Annotated in this window: 13 protein-coding genes; 10 read left to right on the forward strand and 3 right to left on the reverse strand. The window is 71.1% G+C overall.

All coding sequences use genetic code 11. The features are described from left to right. Nucleotides 1-59: 59 nt before the first annotated feature. Entirely contained in the window at nucleotides 60-1505 is a 1446-nt protein-coding gene (locus tag AB4112_RS17570; protein ID WP_441721476.1) for an alpha/beta fold hydrolase, read from the forward strand. A gap of 3 nt (nucleotides 1506-1508) precedes the next feature. Here the strand turns inward: AB4112_RS17570 and AB4112_RS17575 are convergent, their stop codons facing one another. Next, nucleotides 1509-2516 (reverse strand): LacI family DNA-binding transcriptional regulator, encoded by a 1008-nt coding sequence (locus AB4112_RS17575; protein ID WP_441721479.1) that lies wholly within the window; start codon nucleotides 2514-2516, stop codon nucleotides 1509-1511. A gap of 202 nt (nucleotides 2517-2718) precedes the next feature. Here AB4112_RS17575 and AB4112_RS17580 point away from each other — a divergent pair, with 202 nt between their 5' ends. From AB4112_RS17580 to AB4112_RS17620, 9 genes are all read left to right on the forward strand, one after another. Then, a complete protein-coding gene (locus AB4112_RS17580) occupies nucleotides 2719-4062 on the forward strand; it encodes an ABC transporter substrate-binding protein (protein ID WP_441721482.1) in 1344 nt (447 codons plus the stop codon). 2 nt (nucleotides 4063-4064) lie between these two features. Next, nucleotides 4065-5009, forward strand: a complete 945-nt coding sequence (locus AB4112_RS17585; protein ID WP_309791748.1) for a carbohydrate ABC transporter permease — start codon at nucleotides 4065-4067, stop codon at nucleotides 5007-5009. Continuing rightward, entirely contained in the window at nucleotides 5002-5826 is an 825-nt protein-coding gene (locus AB4112_RS17590; protein ID WP_309791747.1) for a carbohydrate ABC transporter permease, read from the forward strand. Before AB4112_RS17585 ends, AB4112_RS17590 begins: the two co-directional genes overlap by 8 nt. Nucleotides 5827-5843: 17 nt before the next feature. Further along, entirely contained in the window at nucleotides 5844-7025 is a 1182-nt protein-coding gene (locus AB4112_RS17595) for a glycoside hydrolase family 172 protein (protein ID WP_309791746.1), read from the forward strand. 376 nt (nucleotides 7026-7401) lie between these two features. After that, entirely contained in the window at nucleotides 7402-9621 is a 2220-nt protein-coding gene (locus AB4112_RS17600; protein WP_309791744.1) for a TonB-dependent siderophore receptor, read from the forward strand. A 7-nt stretch (nucleotides 9622-9628) separates the two neighbouring features. Next, complete coding sequence (locus AB4112_RS17605; RefSeq protein WP_441721487.1) at nucleotides 9629-10537, forward strand: ABC transporter substrate-binding protein; 909 nt, start codon at nucleotides 9629-9631, stop codon at nucleotides 10535-10537. Continuing rightward, a complete protein-coding gene (gene fhuB, locus AB4112_RS17610) occupies nucleotides 10530-12524 on the forward strand; it encodes a Fe(3+)-hydroxamate ABC transporter permease FhuB (protein WP_441721490.1) in 1995 nt (664 codons plus the stop codon). The genes AB4112_RS17605 and fhuB overlap by 8 nt, the downstream gene beginning before the upstream one ends. 31 nt (nucleotides 12525-12555) lie before the next feature. Continuing rightward, nucleotides 12556-13269, forward strand: a complete 714-nt coding sequence (gene fhuF / locus AB4112_RS17615; RefSeq protein ID WP_309791741.1) for a siderophore-iron reductase FhuF — start codon at nucleotides 12556-12558, stop codon at nucleotides 13267-13269. Beyond that, entirely contained in the window at nucleotides 13266-14102 is an 837-nt protein-coding gene (locus AB4112_RS17620) for an ATP-binding cassette domain-containing protein (protein WP_309791740.1), read from the forward strand. Before fhuF ends, AB4112_RS17620 begins: the two co-directional genes overlap by 4 nt. Nucleotides 14103-14152: 50 nt before the next feature. Here the strand turns inward: AB4112_RS17620 and AB4112_RS17625 are convergent, their stop codons facing one another. Together AB4112_RS17625 and AB4112_RS17630 are read right to left on the reverse strand one after the other, a co-directional pair. Then, on the reverse strand, nucleotides 14153-18223 hold the full coding sequence (locus AB4112_RS17625) for an amino acid adenylation domain-containing protein (RefSeq protein ID WP_309791739.1): 4071 nt from the start codon (nucleotides 18221-18223) through the stop codon (nucleotides 14153-14155). A gap of 2 nt (nucleotides 18224-18225) precedes the next feature. Further along, entirely contained in the window at nucleotides 18226-22980 is a 4755-nt protein-coding gene (locus tag AB4112_RS17630) for an amino acid adenylation domain-containing protein (RefSeq protein WP_441721495.1), read from the reverse strand. Nucleotides 22981-23005: the final 25 nt, after the last annotated feature.

The following is a 23005-nucleotide window of genomic DNA, read 5'->3' on the forward strand; positions in this document are numbered from 1 at the left end:
GCCGCCCCGGTCCCCGTCCTAGCCTGTGCCCGCCGATGTCCCTGATCCGAATGCCGATGATGACCCGTACCCTGATCCTGATCGCGCTGCTGGCCGTGACCGGCGGCGCCCAGGCCGCGGCCGCCACACCGGAGTTCCACACCGCCGCCTGCAGCTTCACCGTGCCCGAGGGGCGGGCGGCGACCTGCGGCACGGTCATCCTGCCGGAGAACCGGGACCGGCCGAACGGCATGACCGTGACCCTGGCGATCGCCATCCTGTCCACCCCGGGCCAGTCCGGCGACGCGCCGCCGATCCTGTATCTCGAGGGCGGACCCGGCGGCGCCGCCGGCCTCGACCCTGACGGCATCGCCCGCTGGTGGGACCTGATCGCCCGCAACGACTGGCTGCAGAAGCGGCGGCTGGTGCTGTACGACCAGCGCGGCATGGGCCGTTCGGTGCCCAACCTCACCTGCCCGGAGATGGTCGAGGCCCAGATCCGCGCCAACAGTCCGGAGGGCGGCGACATCACCGGCACCGAGGCGGTGGCCGCGGCCGGCACCTGCCGCACCCGCTGGGAGGCGGAAGGGCGCGACCTGACCCACTACACCACGGTCGACAGCGCCCGCGACGTCGCCGATCTGCGCCTCGCCCTCGGCATCGACCGCTGGGTGCTGTTCGGATCGTCCTACGGCACCCGGCTGGCGCTCGAGACCGTGCGGCGCTTTCCCGACGGCATCGCGGCCATGATCCTGGACGGCGTCTACCCGCCCGGCACCAACCTGTTCACACCCTCCGAGGAGGACGACCCCGACGGCGACCGGTCGCTGCAGCGCGTCTTCGCCGCCTGCAACGCCGATCCGGCCTGTGCCGCCGCCTACCCCAACCTGGGCGACCGCTACCGGGTGCTGATGGAGAAGCTGGACGACGAGCCGCCGACCGTCACCGTCGACCGGCCGGATGGCGGGGGCGAGGCGGCGCTGATGTTCACCGGCGGCATGCTGGCCGAGGTGGTGTTCAACGACCTCTATTCCCGCGACGACGCGGCCACGCTGCCGGCGCTGATCGCCGGCATCGATGCCGATCGCGACGAGGCCTATGAGGACGCCGCGCGGCAATGGCTGGCCAGCCAGCTGGACCCGACCATCGCCAACGGCGCCTACGACCTCGCCGAATGCCTGGCGCCCGATGCCGGCGATGCCCGCACCGCCGTTGGCTCGACCTGCCCGGCCTGGCCCGCCGGCCCGGCCGACGATCTCGGCGCCCAGCCAGTCGACAGCGCCATCCCGGCGCTGATCCTGGTCGGCGGCATGGACCCGGTGACGCCGGTGATGTGGGCACGCGCCGCCGCCTCGCATCTGCCGAACGGATTCCTGGTCGAGCGCCCGGACGAGGGCCACGGGCTGATCGGCAGCGACCCCTGCGCCGAGACCCTGGCCGGCCGCTTCCTCGACGCGCCGGACCAACAGCCGGTCGATGCCTGCCAGGCCCAGCCCGACCCGCTGCGTTTCGTCGTCAACGGCTGAGGCTCAGCCGATCACCCGGCAGGAATCGCGCACCACCAGCTGGGGCGCGAACCGGGCCCGCACCGGTTCGGCGGGCGATGTGCCGTCGAGCCGGGCCAGCAGGCATTCCACCGCCTTGAGCCCGATCTCCTTGACCGGCTGGACCACGGTGGTCAGCCGCGGCGAGAAGGCGGTGCTCCATTCGAAATCGTCGATGCCGGCGACCGAGACGTCCTTCGGGCAGCGGAAGCCCTGGTCGGCGATGGCCCGCATCACCCCGATCGTCGTCAGGTTGCTGGTCGAGAAGACCGCGGTCGGCCGCGGCCGGCGATGCAGCAGCGCCGCCGTCGCGTCGTAGGCCGCGTCGATCCGGAAGTCGCCGCAGGCGACGAGGTCCTCGCGGAAGCCGACGCCGTTCTCCGCCAGCGCCTGGCGGTAGCCCTCGAAGCGCTCGGTCGAGATCGAGATCCCCGGGCGGCCGGTGACGATGCCGATGCGGCGGTGCCCGCTGCGGATCAGGTACTCGACCGCCATGCGGCTGGCGGCGCGGTTGTCGAGCGTGACCGAATCGAAATCGAGCCCCTGCAGGGTGCGGTCGACCAGCACTGCCGGCATGGTGACGATGCGCCGGATCGCCTCGGCATTGCCGGGTTCGACCCCGCTGAGCACCAGGATCAGGCCGGCGGCGCGCTGGGTCCGCATCAGCTGCAGGTGCCGCAGCTCCTTCTCCGGATCATCCGCCGTGGCGCACAGCACCAGCATGTAGCCGGCGGCGTCGCACGCCACCTCGATCGCCGCCGCCAGCGCCGCGAACAACGGGTTGGTGATGTCGGGGATAACCAGGCCGATGGTGCGGGTGCGGCCCGTCTTGAGGCTGCGGGCCACCCCGTCGGGGGCGTAGCCCAGCTCCTCGATCGCCGCCGTCACCCGCTGCCGCAGCGTGGCGCTGACCGGGGCCGTCCGGTTGACCACGGCCGAGACCGAACCGATCGAGACGCCGGCCCGGTTCGCCACATCGCGGAGTGTCGCCATTGTGCCCGAGCGAAGTTGCCAAGCTGGAAATCGGATGATAGCCTATCTGAAACGTTTCAAACAAGAAGTGTCGGCCGAATTCAGCGTGCATGGATCGACCGATTCACAGCGATATCGCCAATTCCGCCGGATCGGCTGAAAGGTTTCGACCTTGCCGACCAAGGCTGACGCAGCATCGCGTCGCGATAAGGGGAGGACCGTCATGACCACCCGTGGTTCCCGCAGCGAGAGCCTTGCGCCTCTGACCCGCCGCCGGCTGCTGGCGGCGAGCGGCAGCCTGATGGCGATGCCGTACATCTCCCGGGCGCAGGCCCAGGACGCGCCGCTGAAGTTCTGGCAGTTCTACGCCCCCGGCGGCGCCGTGCCCGGTCAGGTCCAGTGGTTCCAAGACACGGTCAAGGGCTGGAACGACAGCCAGGACGTCAAGGTCGAACTCGAATACATCCCGACCTCGCAATACATCAACGGCACCAAGCTGCAGACCGCCTTCGCCGCCGGCGAAGGGCCGGACGTCTTCCTGATCAGCCCGGGCGACTTCCTGCGCTACTACAATGGCGGGGCGCTGCTGGACCTCGCGCCCTATGTCGCGGCGGAGGCGCGCGCCGACTACTACGACAACGCCATCGCCACCCGGCTGGTCGGCCAGGGCCTGTACGGCCTGCCGATGGAGGTCGAGCCGATGGCGATCTACTACAGCGTCAAGGCCTTCAAGGAGGCCGGGATCGGCGAGGCCGACATCCCGAAGACCTGGGACCAGCTGCTCGAGGTGGCGAAGAAGCTGACCACCGACCAGCGCTTCGGCATCCTGTTCGAGACCAACCCCGGCTACTACCAGAACTTCACCTGGTACCCGTTCCTGTGGCAGGGCGGCGGCGAGATCGTCGGCCCTGACGGCAAGAGCGGCTTCAACTCCGACGCCGCCAAGGCCGCGCTGAAGCTGTGGCAGGACGCGGTCAAGCAGGGCGTCGCCCCGCGCAAGCCGCTGGGCTACGGCGCCAACGACATCGCCGCCAATCTCGGCTCCGGCTTCTGCGCCATGCAGAATGTCGGGATCTGGGGCATCAGCGCCCTGCGCAACGCCGACCCGAATTTCGAATATGGCGTGTTCAAGCTGCCGACCCCGCCCGGCGGCACCGACCGGACTGTGGCCGGCGGCTGGGCCTTCGTCGCCAATGCCAATGGCCGCAACCCGGAGGCGGCGGGCCGGTTCTGCGCCTGGGCGCTGGGGTCGATGGACTCAGGATCGGTGCAGCGCGTCGCCGGTTGGTGCACCAAGGCCAAGAGCGACATGCCGCCGCGCAAATCCGCCTTCGCCCTGCCCGCCTCCACCGCGGCCTATGGCGCCGGCGCCATGAAGACCTTCGCCGAGCAGGTGTTCCCCGGCGCCCGGGGCGAACCGCGGGTGCCGCCACAGGTCTACAAGGCGATCTCGGACGCTATCCAGGCCTGCCAGCTCAACGGCGAGGATCCCGGCAAGCGGGCGGAGATGGCGGCGCAGCAGATCGACACCTTCCTCGCCGGCTACACCGGCGCGCCGATCGTATGAGCATGACCTCCGGCACGGCGATCCAGGACGGAACAGCGGCGCCCAGGCCGCGCCGCCGGCTGTCGGCCCGGCACCGGGAATGGATCGCCGGCTACCTCTTCATCCTGCCCGACGCGCTGGGCCTGCTGCTGTTCGTCGGCGCGCCGATGCTGCTGTCGCTCAGCCTCGGCTTCTTCGAGGTCAGCGGCTTCGGCGGCTACCGCTTCGTCGGCCTGGCCAACTACCGCCGCATGGCCGCCGACCCGCTGTTCCTCGAGAGCCTCCGCATCACCCTGGCCTATGTCGCGATGCTGGTGCCGGGCCTCTACGTCTCCGGCCTGGGCCTGGCCCTGCTGGTGCACCGCCGAACGCGCTTCGCCGGCCTGTTCCGCACCCTGTTCTTCATGCCGCACATGGTCAGCCTGGTGGTGGTCGGGCTGATCTGGCAGGTGCTGCTGATCGACAAGATCGGCGTGGTCAGCCGCCTGTCCGCCGCCCTCGGCCTCGGCGGTCTGTCCTGGCTGGGCGACCCCGACCTGGCGCTGTTCGCCATCGTCGGGATCAGCGTGTGGTTCCTGATGGGCTACTACATGCTGATCTTCCTGTCCGGGCTGCAGGACATCCCGCGCGAGTACCACGACGCGGCGCGGATCGACGGCGCCGGCCCGGTCGCGGCCTTCCGCTACATCACGCTGCCGCTGCTGCGGCCGACCAGCTTCTTCGTGCTGCTGGTGTCGACCGTCACCGCGGTCGCCGGCATGCAGACCTTCGACCTGATCTATGTCATGACCAAGGGCGGCCCGGCCAATTCCACCGCGCTGGCGATCTACTACATCTACGAACAGGCCTTCCAGTTCGGCGAGTACGGCTACGCCGCGGCGATGGCGTCGGTGCTGGTCGTCATCCTGCTGGCGCTCACTGGCCTGCTGTTCCTGCTGACCCGCGGCGGGCGCTTCAATTATGACTGACGCCCGCTCCGTCCGCCCGATGGGCGCGATCCTGTTCCTGTGCTCCGCCATGCTGGCGCTGATGGCCATCGTGCCACTGCTGTGGATGGTCTCGATCGCCTTCAAGGGACCGGACGAGGTGTTCAGCACCGCGCTGGTGCCCGCGCGGCCGACGCTGGAGAACTTCCTCTACGTCTTCACCGAGGTCGACTTCTTCCGCTTCCTGCTGAACACGCTGGCCGTCGCCGGCACGGTGACGCTGGTGGCCCTGCTGTTCCACTCCATGGCCGGCTACGCCTTGGCCCGGCTGCGCTTCCCCGGGCGCGAGGTGATCTTCCTCGGGATGTTCTCGACCTTCCTGATCTCGCTGCCGGTGATCATCGTGCCGCTGTTCATCCTGGTGCGGCAGCTGGGCCTGGTGAACAGCTATGCCGGGCTGATCATCCCGGCGATCTTCAACGCCTTCGGCATATTCCTGCTGCGCCAGTTCTACCTGAACGTGCCGCGCGAGCTGGAAGAGGCCGCCTTCATCGACGGCGCCGGCCACTGGCGGGTCTATTGGAGCATCGTGCTGCCGCTCTCGCGTCCGATCCTGTCGGCCCTGGCGATCTTCTTCTTCCTGGCCAATTGGAACGCCTTCCTGTGGCCGCTGACCATCACCAGCGACCCCAGATTGTGGGTGGTTCAGGTCGCGGTCGCCGGCTTCCAGGCCCAGTACTCCGCCTCCTGGAACTACATCATGGCGGCCTCCACCATCGTGGCGCTGCCGACCCTGCTGCTGTTCGCCGTGTTCCAGCGCCAGATCGTCGAATCCATCAAGACCGGCGGGCTGAAATAGCCGCCGCTGCGGAAGGAATGACCATGCAGAGCAATGCCGGGCTGTCACCCCTGCGCGGCCTCGCCAAGCTGCGCGACGCCAGGACCAGGCGCTTCTCCAGCTACGACCGCACCGGCGGCAACGACGATCGGCTGCATGTCGCGCCGGGCGAGACGGTGACGATCGCGGAGACGGCGGGGGCCGGTATCGTCACCCACATCTGGGTCACCATCAACTGCGCCAGCCGCCACGCGCTGCGCAAGATCGTGCTGCGGGCCTGGTGGGACGGCGAGGCCGAGCCCAGCATCGAATGCCCGATCGGCGATTTCTTCGGCATGGGCCACGGCCAGACCCGCAACTTCGCCAGCCTGCCGCTGCAGGCCAGCCCGCAGGATGGCCGCGCCCTGAACTGCTACTTCCCGATGCCCTTCGCCGCCGGCATGCGCTTCGCCGTGACCAACGAGGCCGAGCACGAGTTGCTGTTCTACTACTACATCGACCTCGAGCTGCACGACGCGCTGGAGGACGGGCTGGGCCGCTTCCACGCCCAGTGGCGCCGCGCCGCGCCGCAGCCCTTCAACGAGGGCGGCCTGACCAATGAGGAGGTGCTGTTCGGCGGCACCAACACCGACGGCGCGAAGAACCACACCATCCTCGACGCCGCCGGCCACGGCCACTATGTCGGCTGCCTGCTGAGCGTCTATTCGCTGCGCCGGTCGCGGGAGTGGGACTGGTACGGCGAGGGCGACGACATGATCTTCGTCGACGGCGAGCCGGGCCTGACCGTGCCCGATGCCGGCCGCAAGCGTCAGATCGCGGCGGAGCCGGACCAGCCCGTCATCGCCGACCGGCCGGAGAGCAGCCCGGGCGCCAACGACGCCTGGCCGCCGACCCTGCACGGCACCGGCACCGAGGACTACTTCAACACCGCCTGGTGCCCGAACCAGGAATATTCCGCGCCCTATCACGGCATCATCGCCGGCGGCGGCCCCAACTGGCAGGAGCCGGTGACGCTGTACCGCTTCCACATCGAGGATCCGGTGGTGTTCAAGCGGTCGATCCGGGTCACGATCGAGCGCGGCCACGCCAACCGGCGCGACGACGAGGTGTCGAGCACCGCCTTCTGGTACCAGGCCGAGCCGCACCGGCCCTTCCCGCCCCTGCCGGTCGCGGCCGACCGCCTGCCGAGCTTCCGCGCGCCCTTCGAGGAGCGCGGCTGAGGCTGCGCCCTCGGAGGAGTCCGGCTGAGGATGCCGGGGCCGTCGGGCGAGGACTCGACCGGCGAGACAGCAGCCCCATCCCTTTGCCGTCATTCCCGCGAAAGCAGGAATCTCTTTCCGGTCAAAGCGTTGCGAGATCCCCGCTTTCGCGGGGCTGATGATTTAGAGGATTCTGAAGAGCCTCGCCACGCGAGAGATGCCACGCACCAGGCCTGCCCTCCGTCCATCAATTTTTGCCGGCATTCATGCTATTTGAGATTGCGAGTCATTATTATTTTCGCTATTGAGCAGCCGAACATTTGAGACCGGGTGCGACGGTTGCCGAGGCGCAGCGTCAGCATCCGCGGATACCAGACCGGAGAAGGGGCGGGGTGGCATGAGTGCTGGACACGGCACGCGTGAGCGCGTGCGGATGCTGTTGACGACGACATTCCTGGTGGCGGTCGGTGGGTCGGCCGTGCCGCAGGCAGAAGCCCAGGAGGCGCCGGCCGCCAGCGACGGCATGGTGCTGGCCCCGATCGTCGTCACCGGCCAGGGCGAGACCGCCACCGGCCCGGTCCAGGGCTTCGTCGCCAAGCGCAGCGCCAGCGCCACCAAGACGGACACGCCGCTGATCGAGACCCCGCAGTCGATCTCGATCGTCACCAAGGACCAGATCGAGGCCACCGACGCCGAGACCCTGTCCCAGGCGCTGGCCTACACGCCCGGCATCACCTTCCAGTCCGGCGCCTACAGCCGGCTGAATGACGACTTCATGATTCGCGGCTTCAACGTGGCCGCCGGCGGATCCGGCATGCTGCGCGACGGCCTGCGGTTGCAGTCGAACGTCTATGACGGCAACCAGGAGCCCTATGGCCTGGAACGCGTGGATGTGCTGCGCGGCCCCTCCTCCGTCCTCTACGGCCAGCTCAGCCCGGGCGGCGTGGTCAACGCCATCAGCAAGCAGCCGACCGACGTGCCGTTCCATGAGCTGAACGCCGAATACGGCACCTACGGCCGCACCCAGTTCTCGGGCGACACCGGCGGCCCGATCGACGACAACGGCATGCTGTCCTACCGGCTGACCGGGCTGTGGCGTGATTCGGGGAATTCGGTCGATCACGTCCCGGACGACAAGTTCTACATCGCCCCGGCGTTCACGTTCCGGCCGTCGGACGCGACCACGATCACCTTCCTGAGCGACTATCAGGAGATCTACACCCGCTTCGCCCCGCCGATGCCCTATAATGATCTGCGCAACGACCGGGTTCCGCGCGATCTGTTCATCGGCCAGCAGGGCTACGACAAGTATTATAGCGAAAGCTACACGCTCGGTTACCAGTTCGAGCACAAATTCAACGACAGCCTGATTCTTCGCAACTCTCTGCGCTACTTCCATGCCGACGTGGCGTGGGACTATCTGAGCTACGGAAAGCTTCGGGACGACAATTCCCTGATCCGGGGCGTGGTCAATCGCAACGAGGTGTCGAACGGGTTCACCACCGACACCTCGCTGGAAGCCAAGGTCGAGACCGGGCCGGTCCAGCACACGCTCCTGGCCGGCATCGACACCTATGGCGTCAGCTACGACACCGATCGTCTCGGCGGTTCGGTCGCCCCGCTCGGCGACATCTACGACCCGGTCTATGACGCGCACGTCAACGTCAACACCAACAATACCGGTTTCAAGAACTCCGGGTCGCAGGTCGGCGTCTATGTCCAGGATCAGATGAAGATCTATGACAAGCTGATCCTGGTGCTGGGCGGCCGCTACGACTGGGCCGATTCCTACAACACCAGCTATCGCAATCAGGCGACGCTCGACTTCCTGGGCATCGACCGGAAGCAGAGCCGCTCGGACAGCGCCTTCACCGGCCGCGTCGGGCTGCTCTACCTGTTCGACAACGGCTTTGCGCCCTATGCCAGCTTCAGCCAGTCCTTCCAGCCGACGGCGCTGAATGCCGGCGTCAGCCAGGATGGGAAGCAGTTCGAGCCGACCAAGGCCGACCAGTACGAGGTCGGCCTGCGCTACCAGCCGGCCGGCGAGAACTTGACGCTCAGCGGCGCCCTGTTCCGGATCAACCAGAACCACGTCCTGACCGCCGACCCGAGCGACCCGACCGGAACCTATTCGATCCAGACCGGCGAAGTGCGCTCGCAAGGCATCGAGCTGGAGGCGAGAGCCAGCATCGGCGCTCTCAACCTCGTCGCCGCCTACTCCTACACCGACGCTCGCAACGAGAAGGGCGACCTGGAGGGCGAGCGTCTCGCCCTGGTGCCGTACCACAACGTCGCCGTGTGGGCCGATTACAAGCTGGACGATCTCGGCATCAAGGGCCTGACGGTCGGCGCCGGGCTGCAGTATCTGAGCTCGACCAACCTTCCGGGGTTCGATGCCAACGACGAGAAGATAGACAAGGATGTGCCCGGCCACCTGGTGGCCGACGCCATGATCGCCTACGACTTCGGCGCGATCGACGAGCGCCTGACCGGCACCACGCTGCAGGTCAATGCCAAGAACCTGTTCGACAACGAATACATGACCTGCGTCGACATCACCGGCTGCCGCTATGGCGAACCCTTCACGCTGTCGGCCAAGCTGGGCTACCGCTGGTGATCCCCTGATGCTGGGCCGGCGCGCGTTCCTGGGCGGGTTCGGGCTGGCGCTTGCCGGCCCGGCCCGCGCGCGCGCGCAGGGTTCCGGCGTCACCGGTCCGGCCGCGCGCCGGGTCGCGTGCCTCGACCTGCTGCTGACCGAGACGCTGCTGACGCTCGGCGTCACGCCCGCCGCGGTCGGCAACATCCCGCTCTATCAGCGGCTGGTGGCCGAGCCGGCACTGCCGGACGGCGTGCCGGATCTGGGGCCGCTGCAGGAACCCAATCTCGAACTGCTGCAGCAGCTGCGGCCGGACCTGATCCTGGCCCCGTCCTGGGCCGAGGTCGGTTCGAATGACATCGAACGCATCGCCCCGGTGGCCTGGCTGCCGACTTTCTCCACCCAGAAGCCGGCGCTGGAGCACGCCCGATCCCTGCTGGCCCAGGTGGCGGCGATGACGGGGCGCGACGCCGAAGCGCAGGCTTGGTCCGCTCGCGCCGACGCCGCCCTGGCCGAGGCCCGGCAGGCCCTGGCGCCCTTCGCCGACCGGCCGGTCTATGTCGTCCGCTTCATGGAGGACGGCCGCCACGCCGCGATCTTCGGCGGCAACGGCATGATCGGCGACGTGCTGGCCCGGCTGGGCCTGACCAATGCCTGGACCGGGCGGACCAATGTCTGGGGCACCACCTCGATCGGCATCGAGCAGCTGGCCGGGAACCCCGAGGCCCGGCTGATCCATTTCAACCGCGGCGCCGAGACCGACCGCGCCCTGCGGCAACTGGCCGGCAGCCCGCTGTGGCAGGCGCTGCCCGCGGTGCGCCAGGGGCGGGTGATCGAGACCCCGGTGGTCTATCCCAATGGCGGCCTGTCCTCGGCCGCGCGCTTCGCCGGGCAGCTGGCCCGGGCCGTGCCGGCGCATGAGGCCGCCCGTGGCTGACGCGGCGCTGTCCCGGTCGGCCGCGCCGCAGCGCCCGGCCCTGCTGGCGGGGCTGGTGCTGGCCGCCGCCCTCGCCCTGTTCCTGCACCATCTGGCCGCGCTGCTGCCCTCCGGCCAATGGTGGCAGGCCCTGACCGCCCCGGCCGACACCGACATGCCGCAGATGCTGGCGCATTACAGCCTGCTGCCGCGGCTGGCCGTCGGCCTGCTGGCCGGGGCCGCGCTGGGCCTGGCCGGCGTGCTGTTCCAGCAGGTGCTGCGCAACCCGCTGGCCGAACCCGGGACGCTGGGCGTCTTCGCCGGGTCGAAGCTGGCGCTGATCGTCGCCACCCTGTCGGCGCCGGCGCTGCTGGACGTCGGGCAGGAGGTCGTCGCCTTCGCCGGCGGAGCCGCCGCCGTGGCGCTGGTCCTGGTGCTGAGCTGGCGGCACAGGCTGGCGCCGATCGTGGTGATCCTGGCCGGGCTGGTCGTCACCCTGTACCTCGAATCCGGCAGCAAGCTGCTGGTGCTGTTCAACCACCAGGCCCTGACCGATGTGTTCGTGACCCAGGGCGGGTCGCTGAACCAGAACAACTGGGGCGTGGCGCTGACCCTGGCGCCATGGCTGGCGCTGGCGGTGCTGGCCAGCCTGCTGCTGCTGCGGCCGCTGACGCTGCTGGACCTCGACGAGGAGGGCGCGCGCAGCGTCGGCGTCTCCCTGGCCACCGCCCGGCTGCTGGGGATCGCCGTGGCCGTGCTGCTGAGCGCGGTCACCGCCGCCACCGCCGGCCCGATCGGCTTCATCGGCCTGGGCGGCCCGGTGATCGCCCGCATCCTAGGCGCCCGGCGCCTGCACGACCGCCTGCTGTGGGGGCCGCTGCTGTCGGCCGGGCTGCTGGCCCTGACCGACCAGGCGGTGCAGCTGGTCGACGCGGCGGGCGCCATCCCGACCGGCGCCGTCACCGCCATCCTCGGCGCCCCGATCCTGCTGTGGCTGCTGCGCCGGCTGCGCCCGGCCGGCGAGGCGGTGCGGGAGCGGCCGGCCCTGTTCACCAGCCGGCAGGACCGCCCCTGGCTGTGGATCGCCGGAACCCTGCTGCTGCTCGGCCTGGTGGCCTGGGCCGCCCTGGCCTTCGGCCGCGCGCCGGACGGCTGGCACTGGAGCATGGGCGGCGAGCTGGAGGCCCTGCTGCCCTGGCGGGCGCCGCGCGTCGCAGCGGCAGTCGGCGCGGGCTTCATGCTGGCCATGGCCGGCGTGCTGCTGCAGCGCCTGACCGGCAACGCCCTGGCCAGCCCCGAGCTGCTCGGCACCTCGTCCGGCGCGACGCTGGCCCTGATTGTCGCGGCCATGGTGGTGCCGGGCCTCGACCGGCCGATGCTGATCCTGGTCGCCGGCGCCGGCGCCCTGCTGGCCCTGGTCGCCATCCTGTCCTTCGGCCGGCGTTCGGCCCTGTCGTCGGAGCACATGCTGCTGGCCGGCATGGCGCTGACCACCGTCGCGTGGTCGTTCATGGCCGTGCTGCTGTTCAGCGGCGACCCGCGCACCGCCATCCTGCTCGGCTGGTTGTCGGGGTCGACCTACGGGATCTCGGGCGGGGATGCCGCGATCACCTGCGGCCTGGCCGCCGCTGCGGCGCTGATGGTGCCGCTGGCCGCGCGCTGGCTGGCGATCCTGCCGCTCGGCGCCTCGACCAGCGTCGCGCTGGGGCTGGCGCTGACCCGCAGCCGGCTGGTCGTGCTGCTGCTGACCGCCGCGCTGACCGCCGGCGCCACGCTGACCGTCGGCCCCTTGAGCTTCGTCGGCCTGATGGCGCCGCACATCGTCCGCATGCTGGGCGTGCAGCGGCCGCTGCCGCAGATCTACGCCGCCGGGCTGCTCGGCGCCGTGCTGATGGTGCTGGCCGACTGGCTGGGCCGCAGCGTCGCCTTCCCCTGGCAAGTGCCAGCCGGCCTGGTCGCGACCGTGATCGGCGGCAGCTATTTCATCTGGCTGATGCAGCGGCGATGAGCAGGCCATCCCTCCAGCCGGGACGCGGCGCATGATCCCCGCTTTGGCCCCGATCTTCGCCGGCGAGCTCGCCCCCTTCGCCGACCGGCTGGTGCTGGCAGACGACCCGCGCGAGGCGATGCCGGGTGCGGATTTGCTCGACCCCGGCGTGCTCGACGGCATCCTGGCGCGCTTCGCCACCCGCTATGCGGCGCCGGAGCCGCGGGCGGTGGCCTCGCTGTGGGCCAAGTGGCACTTCTGGTCGCTGCTGACGCCGGTGGTGGCCGCCAGCCTGGTGCTGGACCACGGCCTGCCGACCGGCCTGGACGAGGTCGGCATCATCCAGGAGCCGGATGGCCGCACCGTCGGCTTCCGGCTGCGCCATGGCGGGCAGCCGATCGATCCTGCCGATCCGTTCGAACGCTTCGGCGCGGTGATCGATGGCCACGTCGCGCCGCTGATCCAGGCGCTGGCCGGGCGCAGCGGCATCGCGCCCAAGGTGCTGTGGAGCAATGTCGGCAACATGCTCGAAAGCCTGCTGCGCGACATCGAGGCGGCCGGCGTGCCCTGCTCCGCCCATGGCGACGCGCTGCTGGCCAGCCGCGACTGGCCGGGGCGCCCGGCCAACCCGCTGTTCCAGCCCGTCCGCTATGTCGAGAGCGGCGGCCAGACCCGGCGGCGGCGGCGCGTCTGCTGCCTGCGCTACCTGATTCCGGAGCTGGACCTCTGTTCGACCTGTCCGCTCGTCAAAGCGAGGCCCGCATGAACCACACAGCCCCCCGAGTCGAGGCGACCGAGGTGCCCCGGACGCGCCCAGAGGCTTCGCCGCCGATGTTCGAGCTGTCGCAGATCGCCTTCGCCGTGGCCGACCGCCAGTTGCTGCAGCCGCTGGACCTGACCCTGGCGCCGCGCCGCGTCACCGGGCTGATCGGCCACAACGGCTCGGGCAAGTCGACCCTGCTCAAGATCCTGGCGCGGCAGCAGCCGCCGACCGCAGGCACCGTCCACTTCGAAGGCCAGGCGCTGCGCGACTGGGGCGACCGCGCCTTCGCCCGCAAGGTGGCCTACCTGCCGCAGCAGACCCCGCCGGCCTCCGGCCTGCTGGTGAAGGAGCTGGTGGCGCTGGGCCGCTATCCCTGGCACGGGGCGCTGGGCCGCTTCGGCGCCGCCGACCGGGCCAAGGTGGCCGAGGCGATCGAGCTGACCGACATCGCCCCCTTCGCCGACCGGCTGGTCGACACCCTGTCGGGCGGCGAGCGCCAGCGCGTCTGGCTGGCCATGCTGGTGGCCCAGGACGCGGAATGCCTGCTGCTGGACGAGCCGATCTCGGCCCTCGACGTGGCTCATCAGATCGAGGTGCTGTCGCTGGTCCACCGGCTGAGCCAGAGCAAGGGGCTCGGCGTCGTGGTGGTGCTGCACGACATCAATATGGCGGCGCGGTTCTGCGACGACATCATCGCGCTGCATTCCGGCCGGCTGATCGCCCGCGGCGCACCGGAGGCGATCATGCAGCCGGACCAGCTGCAGGCGATCTACGGCATCCCGATGGGCATCCTGGCCAACCCCGCCGGCGGCCCGCCGATCAGCTACGTCCAATAAAGCAGACCGTCTGAGCGACGGGAGGGGCAGCCCCCTCCCGCTTCGCCCCTCTACTGGGCCGCGACCGCGACGGCGGCGCTGTCGGCCTGGCGCATCGCGTCCCTGACACCGGCCTGGAAGCCGGCGTCGTGGATGATGTCGAGATGCTTGGCGCCCGGCACCAGGGCCAGCTCCGCCACCGGCGCCAGCGCGCTCCAGTCGCGCAGCTGCTCCGGCCGGCCCAGCGAATCCTCCGCCTGCCAGACATGGACCGGCAGCCCGAGCGGCCGGTACCGGTAGCGCGCCGCGCGCAGCCGCTTGTCCAGCGTCGCCCACAGCTCGAACTCGCGCGACAGCAGGTCGGGCCCGTCGACCGGCAGCGCGTCGCCATGGGCCAGGACATAGTCGTCCAGCGCCGCGCGCTCGGCCTCGTCCATCAGCGCGAACAACGGGCGCCACTGCGCCGCCATCTGCGACCGGCCCAGCCACTGCTCCAGCAGGGCCGCGGCCCGCTCGCGCTCCTCCGGCGTCCGATCGCGCTCGGCGCGGAAATCGACGGATTCGAAGACGTCGACCATGCCGAGGAAATCGATCCGCACCCGCCCCGCCAGGCGATGCGCGGTCTCGAAGGCGAGGTCGCCGCCGGAGGACCAGCCGAGCAGGGCGCAGCGCCCGCCGGTGGCGGTGCGCTCGATATGGGCCGCGAACTCCTCGGCCAGCGCCGCCATGTCGTAGCCGCGCCAGCGCTGCGCGGTGTAGACGTGGCTGACGAAGCCGGTCACCGGCCGGTCGCCGCCCAGCGCCGCGACCATCGAGGCGAATTCGGTCGAGTTCACGATCAGCCCGGGGATGCAGTACAGCGGCACCCCGGCACCGTCGCGCTGGAGATGGACCACATCCGGCCCGGTCGGCTCGGCCGGCGCGATCCGCGCCGCCAAGGCGGCCAGGCTGCCCGCGTTCAGGATGTCGGCCAGGGACAGGGCCTTGCCCCCGGGCAGCCCCTGCTTGCGGATCCGCGCCAGCAGTTTGAGGCTGAGGATCGAATCCCCGCCCAGGGCGAAGAAATTGTCGTCGCGGCCGATCGCATCGGTGCCCAGCAGGGCGGCCCAGATCGCGGCCAGCGCCACCTCGGTGTCGCCCCGCGGCGGATCGCCGGCGGCCTTCGCCACCACCGGCGCCGGCAACGCCCGGCGGTCGAGCTTGCCGTTGGCGGTGACGGGCAGGGCATCCAGCCGCATGAAAGCGGCCGGCACCATGTAGTCGGGCAGCAGGGCGCCCAGCCGGGCCTTGACCGCGTCCAGGTCGAAGCCGGCCGGCGCCGCGACATAGGCCACCAGCTGCAGCCGTCCGTCCTCGGCGGCCAGGGCGACCACCGCCGCGTCGGCGATGCCGTCGAGGCCGCGCAGCGCCGTCGCCACCTCGCCCGGCTCGACCCGGTAGCCGCGGATCTTCACCTGGTCGTCGACCCGGCCGAGGAATTCGAGGCTGCCGTCGCGCAGGCGCCGGACCCGGTCGCCGGTGCGGTACAGCCGGGCGCCGGGCGCGCCGAAGGGATCGGGCACGAAGCGCTCCGCCGTCTGCGCCGCGCGGCCGAGATAGCCACGGGCCACGCCGGGACCGCCGAGATACAGCTCGCCCGCAGCACCCGCCGGCACCGGATTGAGATAGTCATCCAGCACATGGGCCGAGGCGTCCGGCAGCGGCGCGCCGATCGGCAGCGTGCCGGCGGCGCGCGAGGCCTCGGAGGCCGGCTGGCACAGGGCGCCCACCGTGGTCTCGGTCGGGCCGTAATGGTTGAGCACGCGGCAGCCCGGCGCCAGCGCCTGGATCCGGTCGAGCAGCGGCCAGCTGGTGGCCTCGCCGCCCAGCACCAGCGTGTGGGCCGGCAGCGCATCCTGCGGCCGGCGCGCCTGCAGCAGGGCCTGGAGATGGCTGGGCACGATCTTCAGCACGTCGATGCGCTGCGCCGCGACATACTCGGCGAAGCGGTCGGGGTCGAAGGTGCGCGCCGGGTCGATCAGGTGCAGCTCACCGCCGCCATACAGCGCCCCGAACAGCACGGTGTTGCCGAGATCGGCGGCGACGGTCGAGACCATCGCCATGCGGGTACCCTCGGGCAGCCCCAGGCGCCGCAGCACGCCGCGGGTGTAGTCCGCCATGGCGCCGCGGGTGACCACCACCCCCTTGGGCTTGCCGGTGGAGCCGGAGGTGTAGATCAGATAGGCCGCCTGGTCGGGCACCGCCTCGGGCAACGGGATGGTGGAAACGACCTCCTCATCCCGATCGTCCAGCGACAGGCGCAGCACCTCGCAGCCGAAGCTTTCCAGCGTGTCGGCGTCGACCAGCAGCCAGCGGGCGCCGCTGTCGGCCACCAGCTCGGCCCGGCGCTCGGCCGGCGCCGCCGGGTCCAGCGGCAGGTAGGCCGCGCCGGCCTTGAGCACGGCGAGCAGGCCCAGCACCCATTCCGGGGTGCGCCCCATCTGCAGCGCGACCCGGTCCTCAGGGCCGACGCCATGGGCGATCAGCCGCCGCGCCAGGCGGTCGGAGACCTGGTCGAGCTGTGCCCGGGAGACGCTGCGCTCCTCATGCCGGACGGCGACCGCCTCCGGCCGCGCCGCAGCGTGACTCCGCCAGGCCGCGACCAGATCCACCGGCGGCTCGGCACTCGCCGGACCGAAGGCGGTGGCCGGCACCGGCGCCAGCGGCAGGTCGGCCAGGCGTCGCTCCGGCGCCGCGGTGACGGCCTCGGCGAGGGCGGTGAAATCCGCCGCCAGCCGCGCGATCGTGCCAGCGTCGAAGACATCGGTGGTGTAGGCCAGCAGCGCGTCGATGCCGTCGGGCCGGTCGGTATAGTCGAGGCTGAGATCGAAATGCGCGGCGCCGCTGCTGAGGCCGTGCAGCGCCATGCCGAGCCCGGCGAAACCCGCACTGCCCGACTGGTCGGCCTGCTCGGTGCACTTCACCTGGAACAGCGGGTGCACCCCGGCCTGGCGCGGCGGAGCCAGCACCTCGATCACCGCGTCGAACGGCACGTCGGCATGGGCCTCGGCGGTCAGCACGCCCTCGCGCACCCGGTCCAGCAGCGCGACGAAGCTGCGGCGCTGATCCAGCACCGTGCGCAGCACCACCAGATTGGTGAAGTAGCCGATCATCGGATGGGTCTCGGCCCGCCGGCGATTGGCCAGCGGCGTGCCGATGCGGATGTCGTCGCCACCGCCATGCCGCGCCAGCAGCAGCTTGAGCACCGCCAGCATGACCATGAAGGTCGAGGCGCCGTGCCGGCGGGCCAGGCCGCGCAGGGCATCGGCCAGCGGCTTGGACAGGCGGAAGGCGTGCGCGGCGCCGGCGTCGCTGCGCTCGGCCGGTCGCGGGCGGTCGAAGGGCAGGTCGAGCGGCGGGTGGCTGTCGCCCAGCGCGGCCTTCCAGTGCCCGATCTGGCGCGCCTCCTCCCCCGCCTCCAGCCAGCCGCGCTGCCAGGCGGCGTGGTCGGGGTACTGCACCTCCAGCGCCGGCAGGCCGGACGGGGCGCCGTCGCGCCGGGCGCCGTAGAGGGCGGCGAGATCGCGGATGATCAGCCCGATCGACCAGCCATCGGCGACGATGTGGTGCAGGGCCAACACCAGCCGGTGGTCGCGGTCGCCCAGGATGTGCAACTCGAGCCGCAGCAGCGGCCCGGCCTCGAGGTCGAAGGGCTGCTGCGCCAAGGCCTGGGCGAAGGCGTCGCTCTCCCCTCGCCCGTCCGCCGAGGCACGCAGGTCGCGCAGCGTCAGCGGCGGCGGCAGCTCGGCGTGGATGCGCTGCACCGGTTGCCCCTCGGAGTCGATGCCGAAGGTGGTACGCAGCGCCTCGTGACGGGCGACCAGGTCACCGACCGCCGCCTGCAGCGCCGCAACGTCGAGGCCGCCGGTCAGCGCCAGGATGCCGGCCATGTTGTAGGCCGGGCTGGCGGGGTCGCGCTGCCAGGTCAGCCATAGCCCGCGCTGGGCATGGGACAGCGGCAGCGCCCCTTCGCGCGGCGCCGGGGGGATCGGCAGTTCGGTGAAATCCACGCCGTGCTCGGCAAGCTTGTCGAGGAAGGCGCGGCGGCGATCCGGCGCCAGCCCGGCGAAACGACGGGCGATCTGCTTGGCATCGACGGTCATGATCAGTCCTCGAGCTCGCTCATCCACTGGTCCATGTCGCTCAGCCGCTGCTGCGCGCCGGCGCCGTCGGCGGACAGGCTGGCGGCCAGCCCGGCAAGGGTGGGATGGTCGAAGAAATGGCGGATCGGCAGGGACTGGCCGAGCCGCTCCAGCAGCAGGGCCCGGACCTTCATCGCGGTCAGCGAGTGCCCGCCGAGATTGAAGAAGTCGTCATGCCGGGAGATTTGGGTGAGGCCGAGGACCTCGCGCCAGATCGCGGCGATGGCCTGTTCGGTCTCGCCCTCGGGCTCGGCATGGCCGGCACTGCTCTCCCACTCCGGATCGGGCAGGGCCTTGCGGTCCAGCTTGCCGTTCGCCGACACCGGCAGCCGCTCCAGCCACACCAGCTTCGACGGCACCATGTAGTCCGGCAGTTGGGACGAGAGCTGCTGCTTCACCGCCGCCTCGTCCGGCGCGGCGTCCGCGGCGACATAGCCGACCAGCCGCCCGTCCCGCACCACCACCACCGCATCCCGGATGCCGGGGTGAGCCCTCAAGCCCGCCTCGATCTCCCCGAGCTCGATCCGCAGGCCCCGCAGCTTCACCTGATGGTCCAGACGACCGAGATACTCGATCGCCCCGTCCGGCCGACGCCGCACCAGGTCGCCGCTGCGGTACATCCGGCTGCCGGGCTGCCCCAACGGGTTCGGCACGAACCGGTCCGCCGTGAGGTCAGGGCGGCCCAGATACCCCCGCGCCAGGTTCACACCGGCGATGTACAGCTCTCCCGACACACCCTCCGGCACCGGGTTCAGGTCCGCGTCCAGGATGTGGATCTGGGTGTTGGCGATGGCATGCCCGATCGGCACCCCGCGCTGCCCCGCCTCCGGACGGCACGCCCAGTAGGTCACGTCGATCGCCGCCTCGGTCGGACCGTACAGGTTGTGGAGCTCGGCTTCCGTCTGCTGCAGCACCTCCGTCTGCAGCTCGATGGGCAAGGCCTCGCCGCTGCACAGGATCCGGGTCAGGCTCGCACAGCCCGGCAGCTCGCCCGACCCGGCGAAGGCCGCCAGCATCGACGGCACGAAGTGCAGCGTCGTGATCGCCTGGTCCCGGATCACTCGGCCCAGCGCCTCCGGATCGCGATGCGCCCCCGGCGCCGCCACCACCAGACAGGCGCCGGTCATCAGCGGCCAGAAGAACTCCCACACCGACACGTCGAAGCCGTAGGGCGTCTTCTGCAGCACACGGTCCGACAGGCCCAGCCCGTATTCCGCCTGCATCCATTGCAGCCGGTTCAACAGACCGGCATGGCTGTTGCCCACGCCCTTCGGCTTGCCGGTCGAGCCCGAGGTGGTGATGCAATAGGCCAGCGTCTCCGGATGGATCGCCACGCCGGGCGCCTGCTCCGGCTGCTGCGACAGGTCCCAGCGGTCCAGCGCCAGGGTCTCGACGCCATCGAGCTCCGGCAGCCGCTCCGCCAGATGGGCCTGGGTCAGCACCAGCCGCAACCCGGCATCGCCGATGGTCCCGGCCAGGCGGTCGCGCGGATGCTCCGGATCCAGCGGCAGGTAGGCACCCCCCGCCTTCAGGATCCCCAGCAACCCCACCATCAGCTCGACCGACCGCTCCGCCGCCACCCCCACCAGCATGTCCGGGCCGACGCCACGGGCGATCAGCGCATGCGCCAGGCGGTTCGCCCGACGGTCGAGTTCCGCGTAGCTCAGGCGCTCGGTGCCGAACACCAGGGCCTCCGCCCCCGGCGTCGCCCGCGCCTGACGCTCGATCAGCGTCACCACGCTCGGTACCGCCTCATAGGCATGGTCCGTCGCGTTCCACCGGGCGAGCTGCTGCTGCTCCTCCGCCGTCGGCAGGGCGATCGTGCCCAAGGATGCCGCCGCATCCGCCGCGATCCGCTGCAGCAGCGTCTCCAGCTGCCGCATCAGCCGCCCGATCCGCTCCGACCCCAGCGCGTCCCGGCGCCAGCTCCAGCCGATCTCCAGGTCCGATCCCGCCTGCACCGTCAGCGTCAGCGCGTAGTTCGTCGTCTCGATGTTGTCCACCGGGCCGAACCGCAAGGATCCCTCGTCCCGCTCCCGCAGCGCCTGGTCCACCGGGTAGTTCTCGAACACCAAGAGGCTGTCGAACAGCGACCGCCCGCCCTGTCCCGCCCAGCCCTGGATCTCGTACAAGGGCGTGTGCTCATGCTCCCGCATCGCCACATTCAGCCCCTGCAGCTGGCGCAGCCAGTCGCCCACACGCCGCGCCGGGTCGAGTTCCTGCGCCACCGGCAGCGTGTTGATGAACAGCCCCAGCAGCGTCTCCGCCTCCGCCAGCTCCGCCGGCCGCCCCGACACCGTCGCCCCGAACACCACCCGCCGCTGCCCGGTGATCCGCGACAGCAGCAGCGACCACGCCCCCTGCACCACCGTGTTCAAGGTCACCCGCTCGCGCCGGGCAAAGGCCTTCAGACCCTCCGTCGCCGCACCGTCCAGATGCAGCCGCGCCGCCCCATAACCCGCCTCCGGCACGGGATTGGGCAGCGCCGCGGCCAGCAGCGTCGGCTCCTCGAGGCCCGACAGCCGCTCGCGCCAGAACCGCTCATCCGCACGGGTGTCCCGGCCCTGCAGCCAGGCGATGTAGTCCCGATACCGGCCACCTGACGTGGACGAGGTGCCGCCGTGGTACCGGGTCAGCACCTCGCCGATCAGCCGTGACGTGCTCCATCCGTCCAGCAGCACATGGTGGCTGGTCAGGATCAGCTGGTGCCGCGCCTCCCCGAGCTGCACCAGCACCACCCGCAGCAGCGGCGGACGCGCCAGGTCGAAGCCCCGCGCCCGGTCCGACACCGCCAGATCCGACAGTGCCGCGTCCTGGTCCGGCCGGGTCCGCCAGTCCAGCTGCTCCACCGGCGACGGCGCCCGGCGATGCACCAGCTGCAGCGGCCGCTCCCCGTCCCACAGGAAGCCGCTGCGCAGGATCGCGTGGCGGTCCACCACCGCCTCCCACGCCCGGGCGAAGCGGTCGGCGTCCAGCCCGTCCACCGCCACGCTCAGCTGCGTCACGTAGAGCTCCGGCGCCTGCAGGCTGTGGAACAGCATCCCCTGCTGCATCGGCGACAGCGGGTACAGATCCTCCACCTCCGACGCCACCACCGGCAGCGCGTCCAGCGCCGCCTGCGACAGGCCGGAGAGCGGCACGTCCGACGGCGTCAGACCGCCCGGGGTCGCCGGGTCGCAGCAATGCTCCACCAGCGCCGCCAGCTCGGCCTCATAGGCCGCGGCCAGGGTCTCGATCACCGCCGCGTCGTGCCGTGCCGCGCTGTACAGCCAGCTCAAGCACAGCACGCCGCCCACGATCTGGCCGTTCACCACCAGCTCACCGCCCAAGGGTGAGCCGTCGTTCTGGTCCCGGCCGCCGCTCTCGCCGGCCTGCGCGAAGGCCCCGTCCGTCAGCCCCTCGAACCGGCCGAGATAGTTGAAGGTCACCGCCGGCCACGGCAGCGCGGCCAGCTCCGCCTGCGTCTCCGCGCTGCCGAGGTAGCGCAGCACGCCGTAGCCGATGCCCCGGTCCGGCACCGACCGCAGCTGTTCCTTCACCGCCTTCAGCGATGCCTCAAGGTCCGCCTCCGGCGTCAGGCGCACCGGGTACACGCTGGTGAACCACCCCAGTGTCCGGCTGAGGTCGACGTCCTCGAACAAGCCCTCGCGGCCATGGCCTTCCAGCGCCACCAGCGCCGAGCCTTCGCCGGTGTGCCGGCACAGCACCCGCGCCAGCGCCGTCAGCAGCAGGTCCTCCACCCCGGTCCGCCACGCCTTCGGCGCCGTCTTCACCAGACGGTCGGTCAGCCCGGCGTCGAAGCGCAGGCGGTGCTCCGCCAGCTGCGCCACGGTGTTCGCGCCCTCGGGGCGTGCCACCGGGAAGCCGGACGGGCCCGCCAGCACGTCGCGCCAATACGGCAGCTCCGCCGCCCGCGCCGGCGCATGCGCCGCCAGCCGTCCGCCCCAGCGGCCGAAGGCGCTGCTCTTGGCCGGCAGCGCGATCGCCTCGCCGGCCGCGGCCTGGGCGTAGGCGGTCTGCAGATCCTCCAGCAGGATCCGCCACGACACCCCGTCCACCACCAGATGGTGCACCGCCAGCAGCAGCCGCTGCGTCCCGTCCCAGCGATCGATCAGCACCGCCCGCAGCAGCGGACCCTGCCCGAGGTCCAGGCTGCGCTGTGCCGCCTCCGACACCGCCAGTTGCTCCGCCTCGTCCGCTGCCGACCGCTGCCACAGCCAATCCTGCGCCTCCGGCTCGGCATGGTGCTGCGACCAGGCGCCGTTCGCTTCCACGAAGCGCAGACGCAGCGCGTCGTGATGGCTCACCACCGCCGATACCGCCTGCTGCAGCGCCGATGCGTCCAGCGCCCGGCGCGGCGCCAGCAGCACCGACTGGTTCCAGTGGTGACGCTCCGCCATCGCCGTGTCGAAGAACCAGCGCTGGATCGGCGTCAGCACCGCCGCGCCCGATGCGGTCTCCTCGACCGCCACCGCCTCGACCTTCGCCGCCGCGGCCAGGCCCCGCACCGTCTGGTGTTCGAACAGCTGGCGCGGCGTCAGCACCAGGCCGGCGCGGCGCGCCCGGCCCACCACCTGCAGCGACAGGATCGAATCCCCGCCCAGCTCGAAGAAGTTGTCCGTCGCGCCCACCGATGCCAGGCCCAGCACCTCCGCCCAGATCCCCGCCAGGGTCCGCTCGGCCTCGCCCTCCGGCTCCGCCTGCGCCGTCGCCGCCACGCTCCATTCCGGCACCGGCAGCGCC

The sequence above is a fragment of the Inquilinus sp. 2KB_23 genome (assembly GCF_052115705.1).
GTDB lineage: Bacteria > Pseudomonadota > Alphaproteobacteria > DSM-16000 > Inquilinaceae > Inquilinus > Inquilinus ginsengisoli_A.

Excerpts from the sequence above, each read along its gene's own strand:
- AB4112_RS17590 (WP_309791747.1), top strand. The coding sequence starts at position 5,002 with ATGACTGACGCCCGCTCCGTCCGCCCGATGGGCGCGATCCTGTTCCTG.
- AB4112_RS17600 (WP_309791744.1), top strand. The coding sequence starts at position 7,402 with ATGAGTGCTGGACACGGCACGCGTGAGCGCGTGCGGATGCTGTTGACG.
- AB4112_RS17625 (WP_309791739.1), bottom strand. The coding sequence starts at position 18,223 with ATGACCGTCGATGCCAAGCAGATCGCCCGTCGTTTCGCCGGGCTGGCG.
- AB4112_RS17585 (WP_309791748.1), top strand. The coding sequence starts at position 4,065 with ATGACCTCCGGCACGGCGATCCAGGACGGAACAGCGGCGCCCAGGCCG.
- AB4112_RS17580 (WP_441721482.1), top strand. The coding sequence starts at position 2,719 with ATGACCACCCGTGGTTCCCGCAGCGAGAGCCTTGCGCCTCTGACCCGC.
- AB4112_RS17570 (WP_441721476.1), top strand. The coding sequence starts at position 60 with ATGACCCGTACCCTGATCCTGATCGCGCTGCTGGCCGTGACCGGCGGC.
- AB4112_RS17575 (WP_441721479.1), bottom strand. The coding sequence starts at position 2,516 with ATGGCGACACTCCGCGATGTGGCGAACCGGGCCGGCGTCTCGATCGGT.
- AB4112_RS17595 (WP_309791746.1), top strand. The coding sequence starts at position 5,844 with ATGACCATGCAGAGCAATGCCGGGCTGTCACCCCTGCGCGGCCTCGCC.
- AB4112_RS17605 (WP_441721487.1), top strand. The coding sequence starts at position 9,629 with ATGCTGGGCCGGCGCGCGTTCCTGGGCGGGTTCGGGCTGGCGCTTGCC.
- AB4112_RS17620 (WP_309791740.1), top strand. The coding sequence starts at position 13,266 with ATGAACCACACAGCCCCCCGAGTCGAGGCGACCGAGGTGCCCCGGACG.
- fhuF (WP_309791741.1), top strand. The coding sequence starts at position 12,556 with ATGATCCCCGCTTTGGCCCCGATCTTCGCCGGCGAGCTCGCCCCCTTC.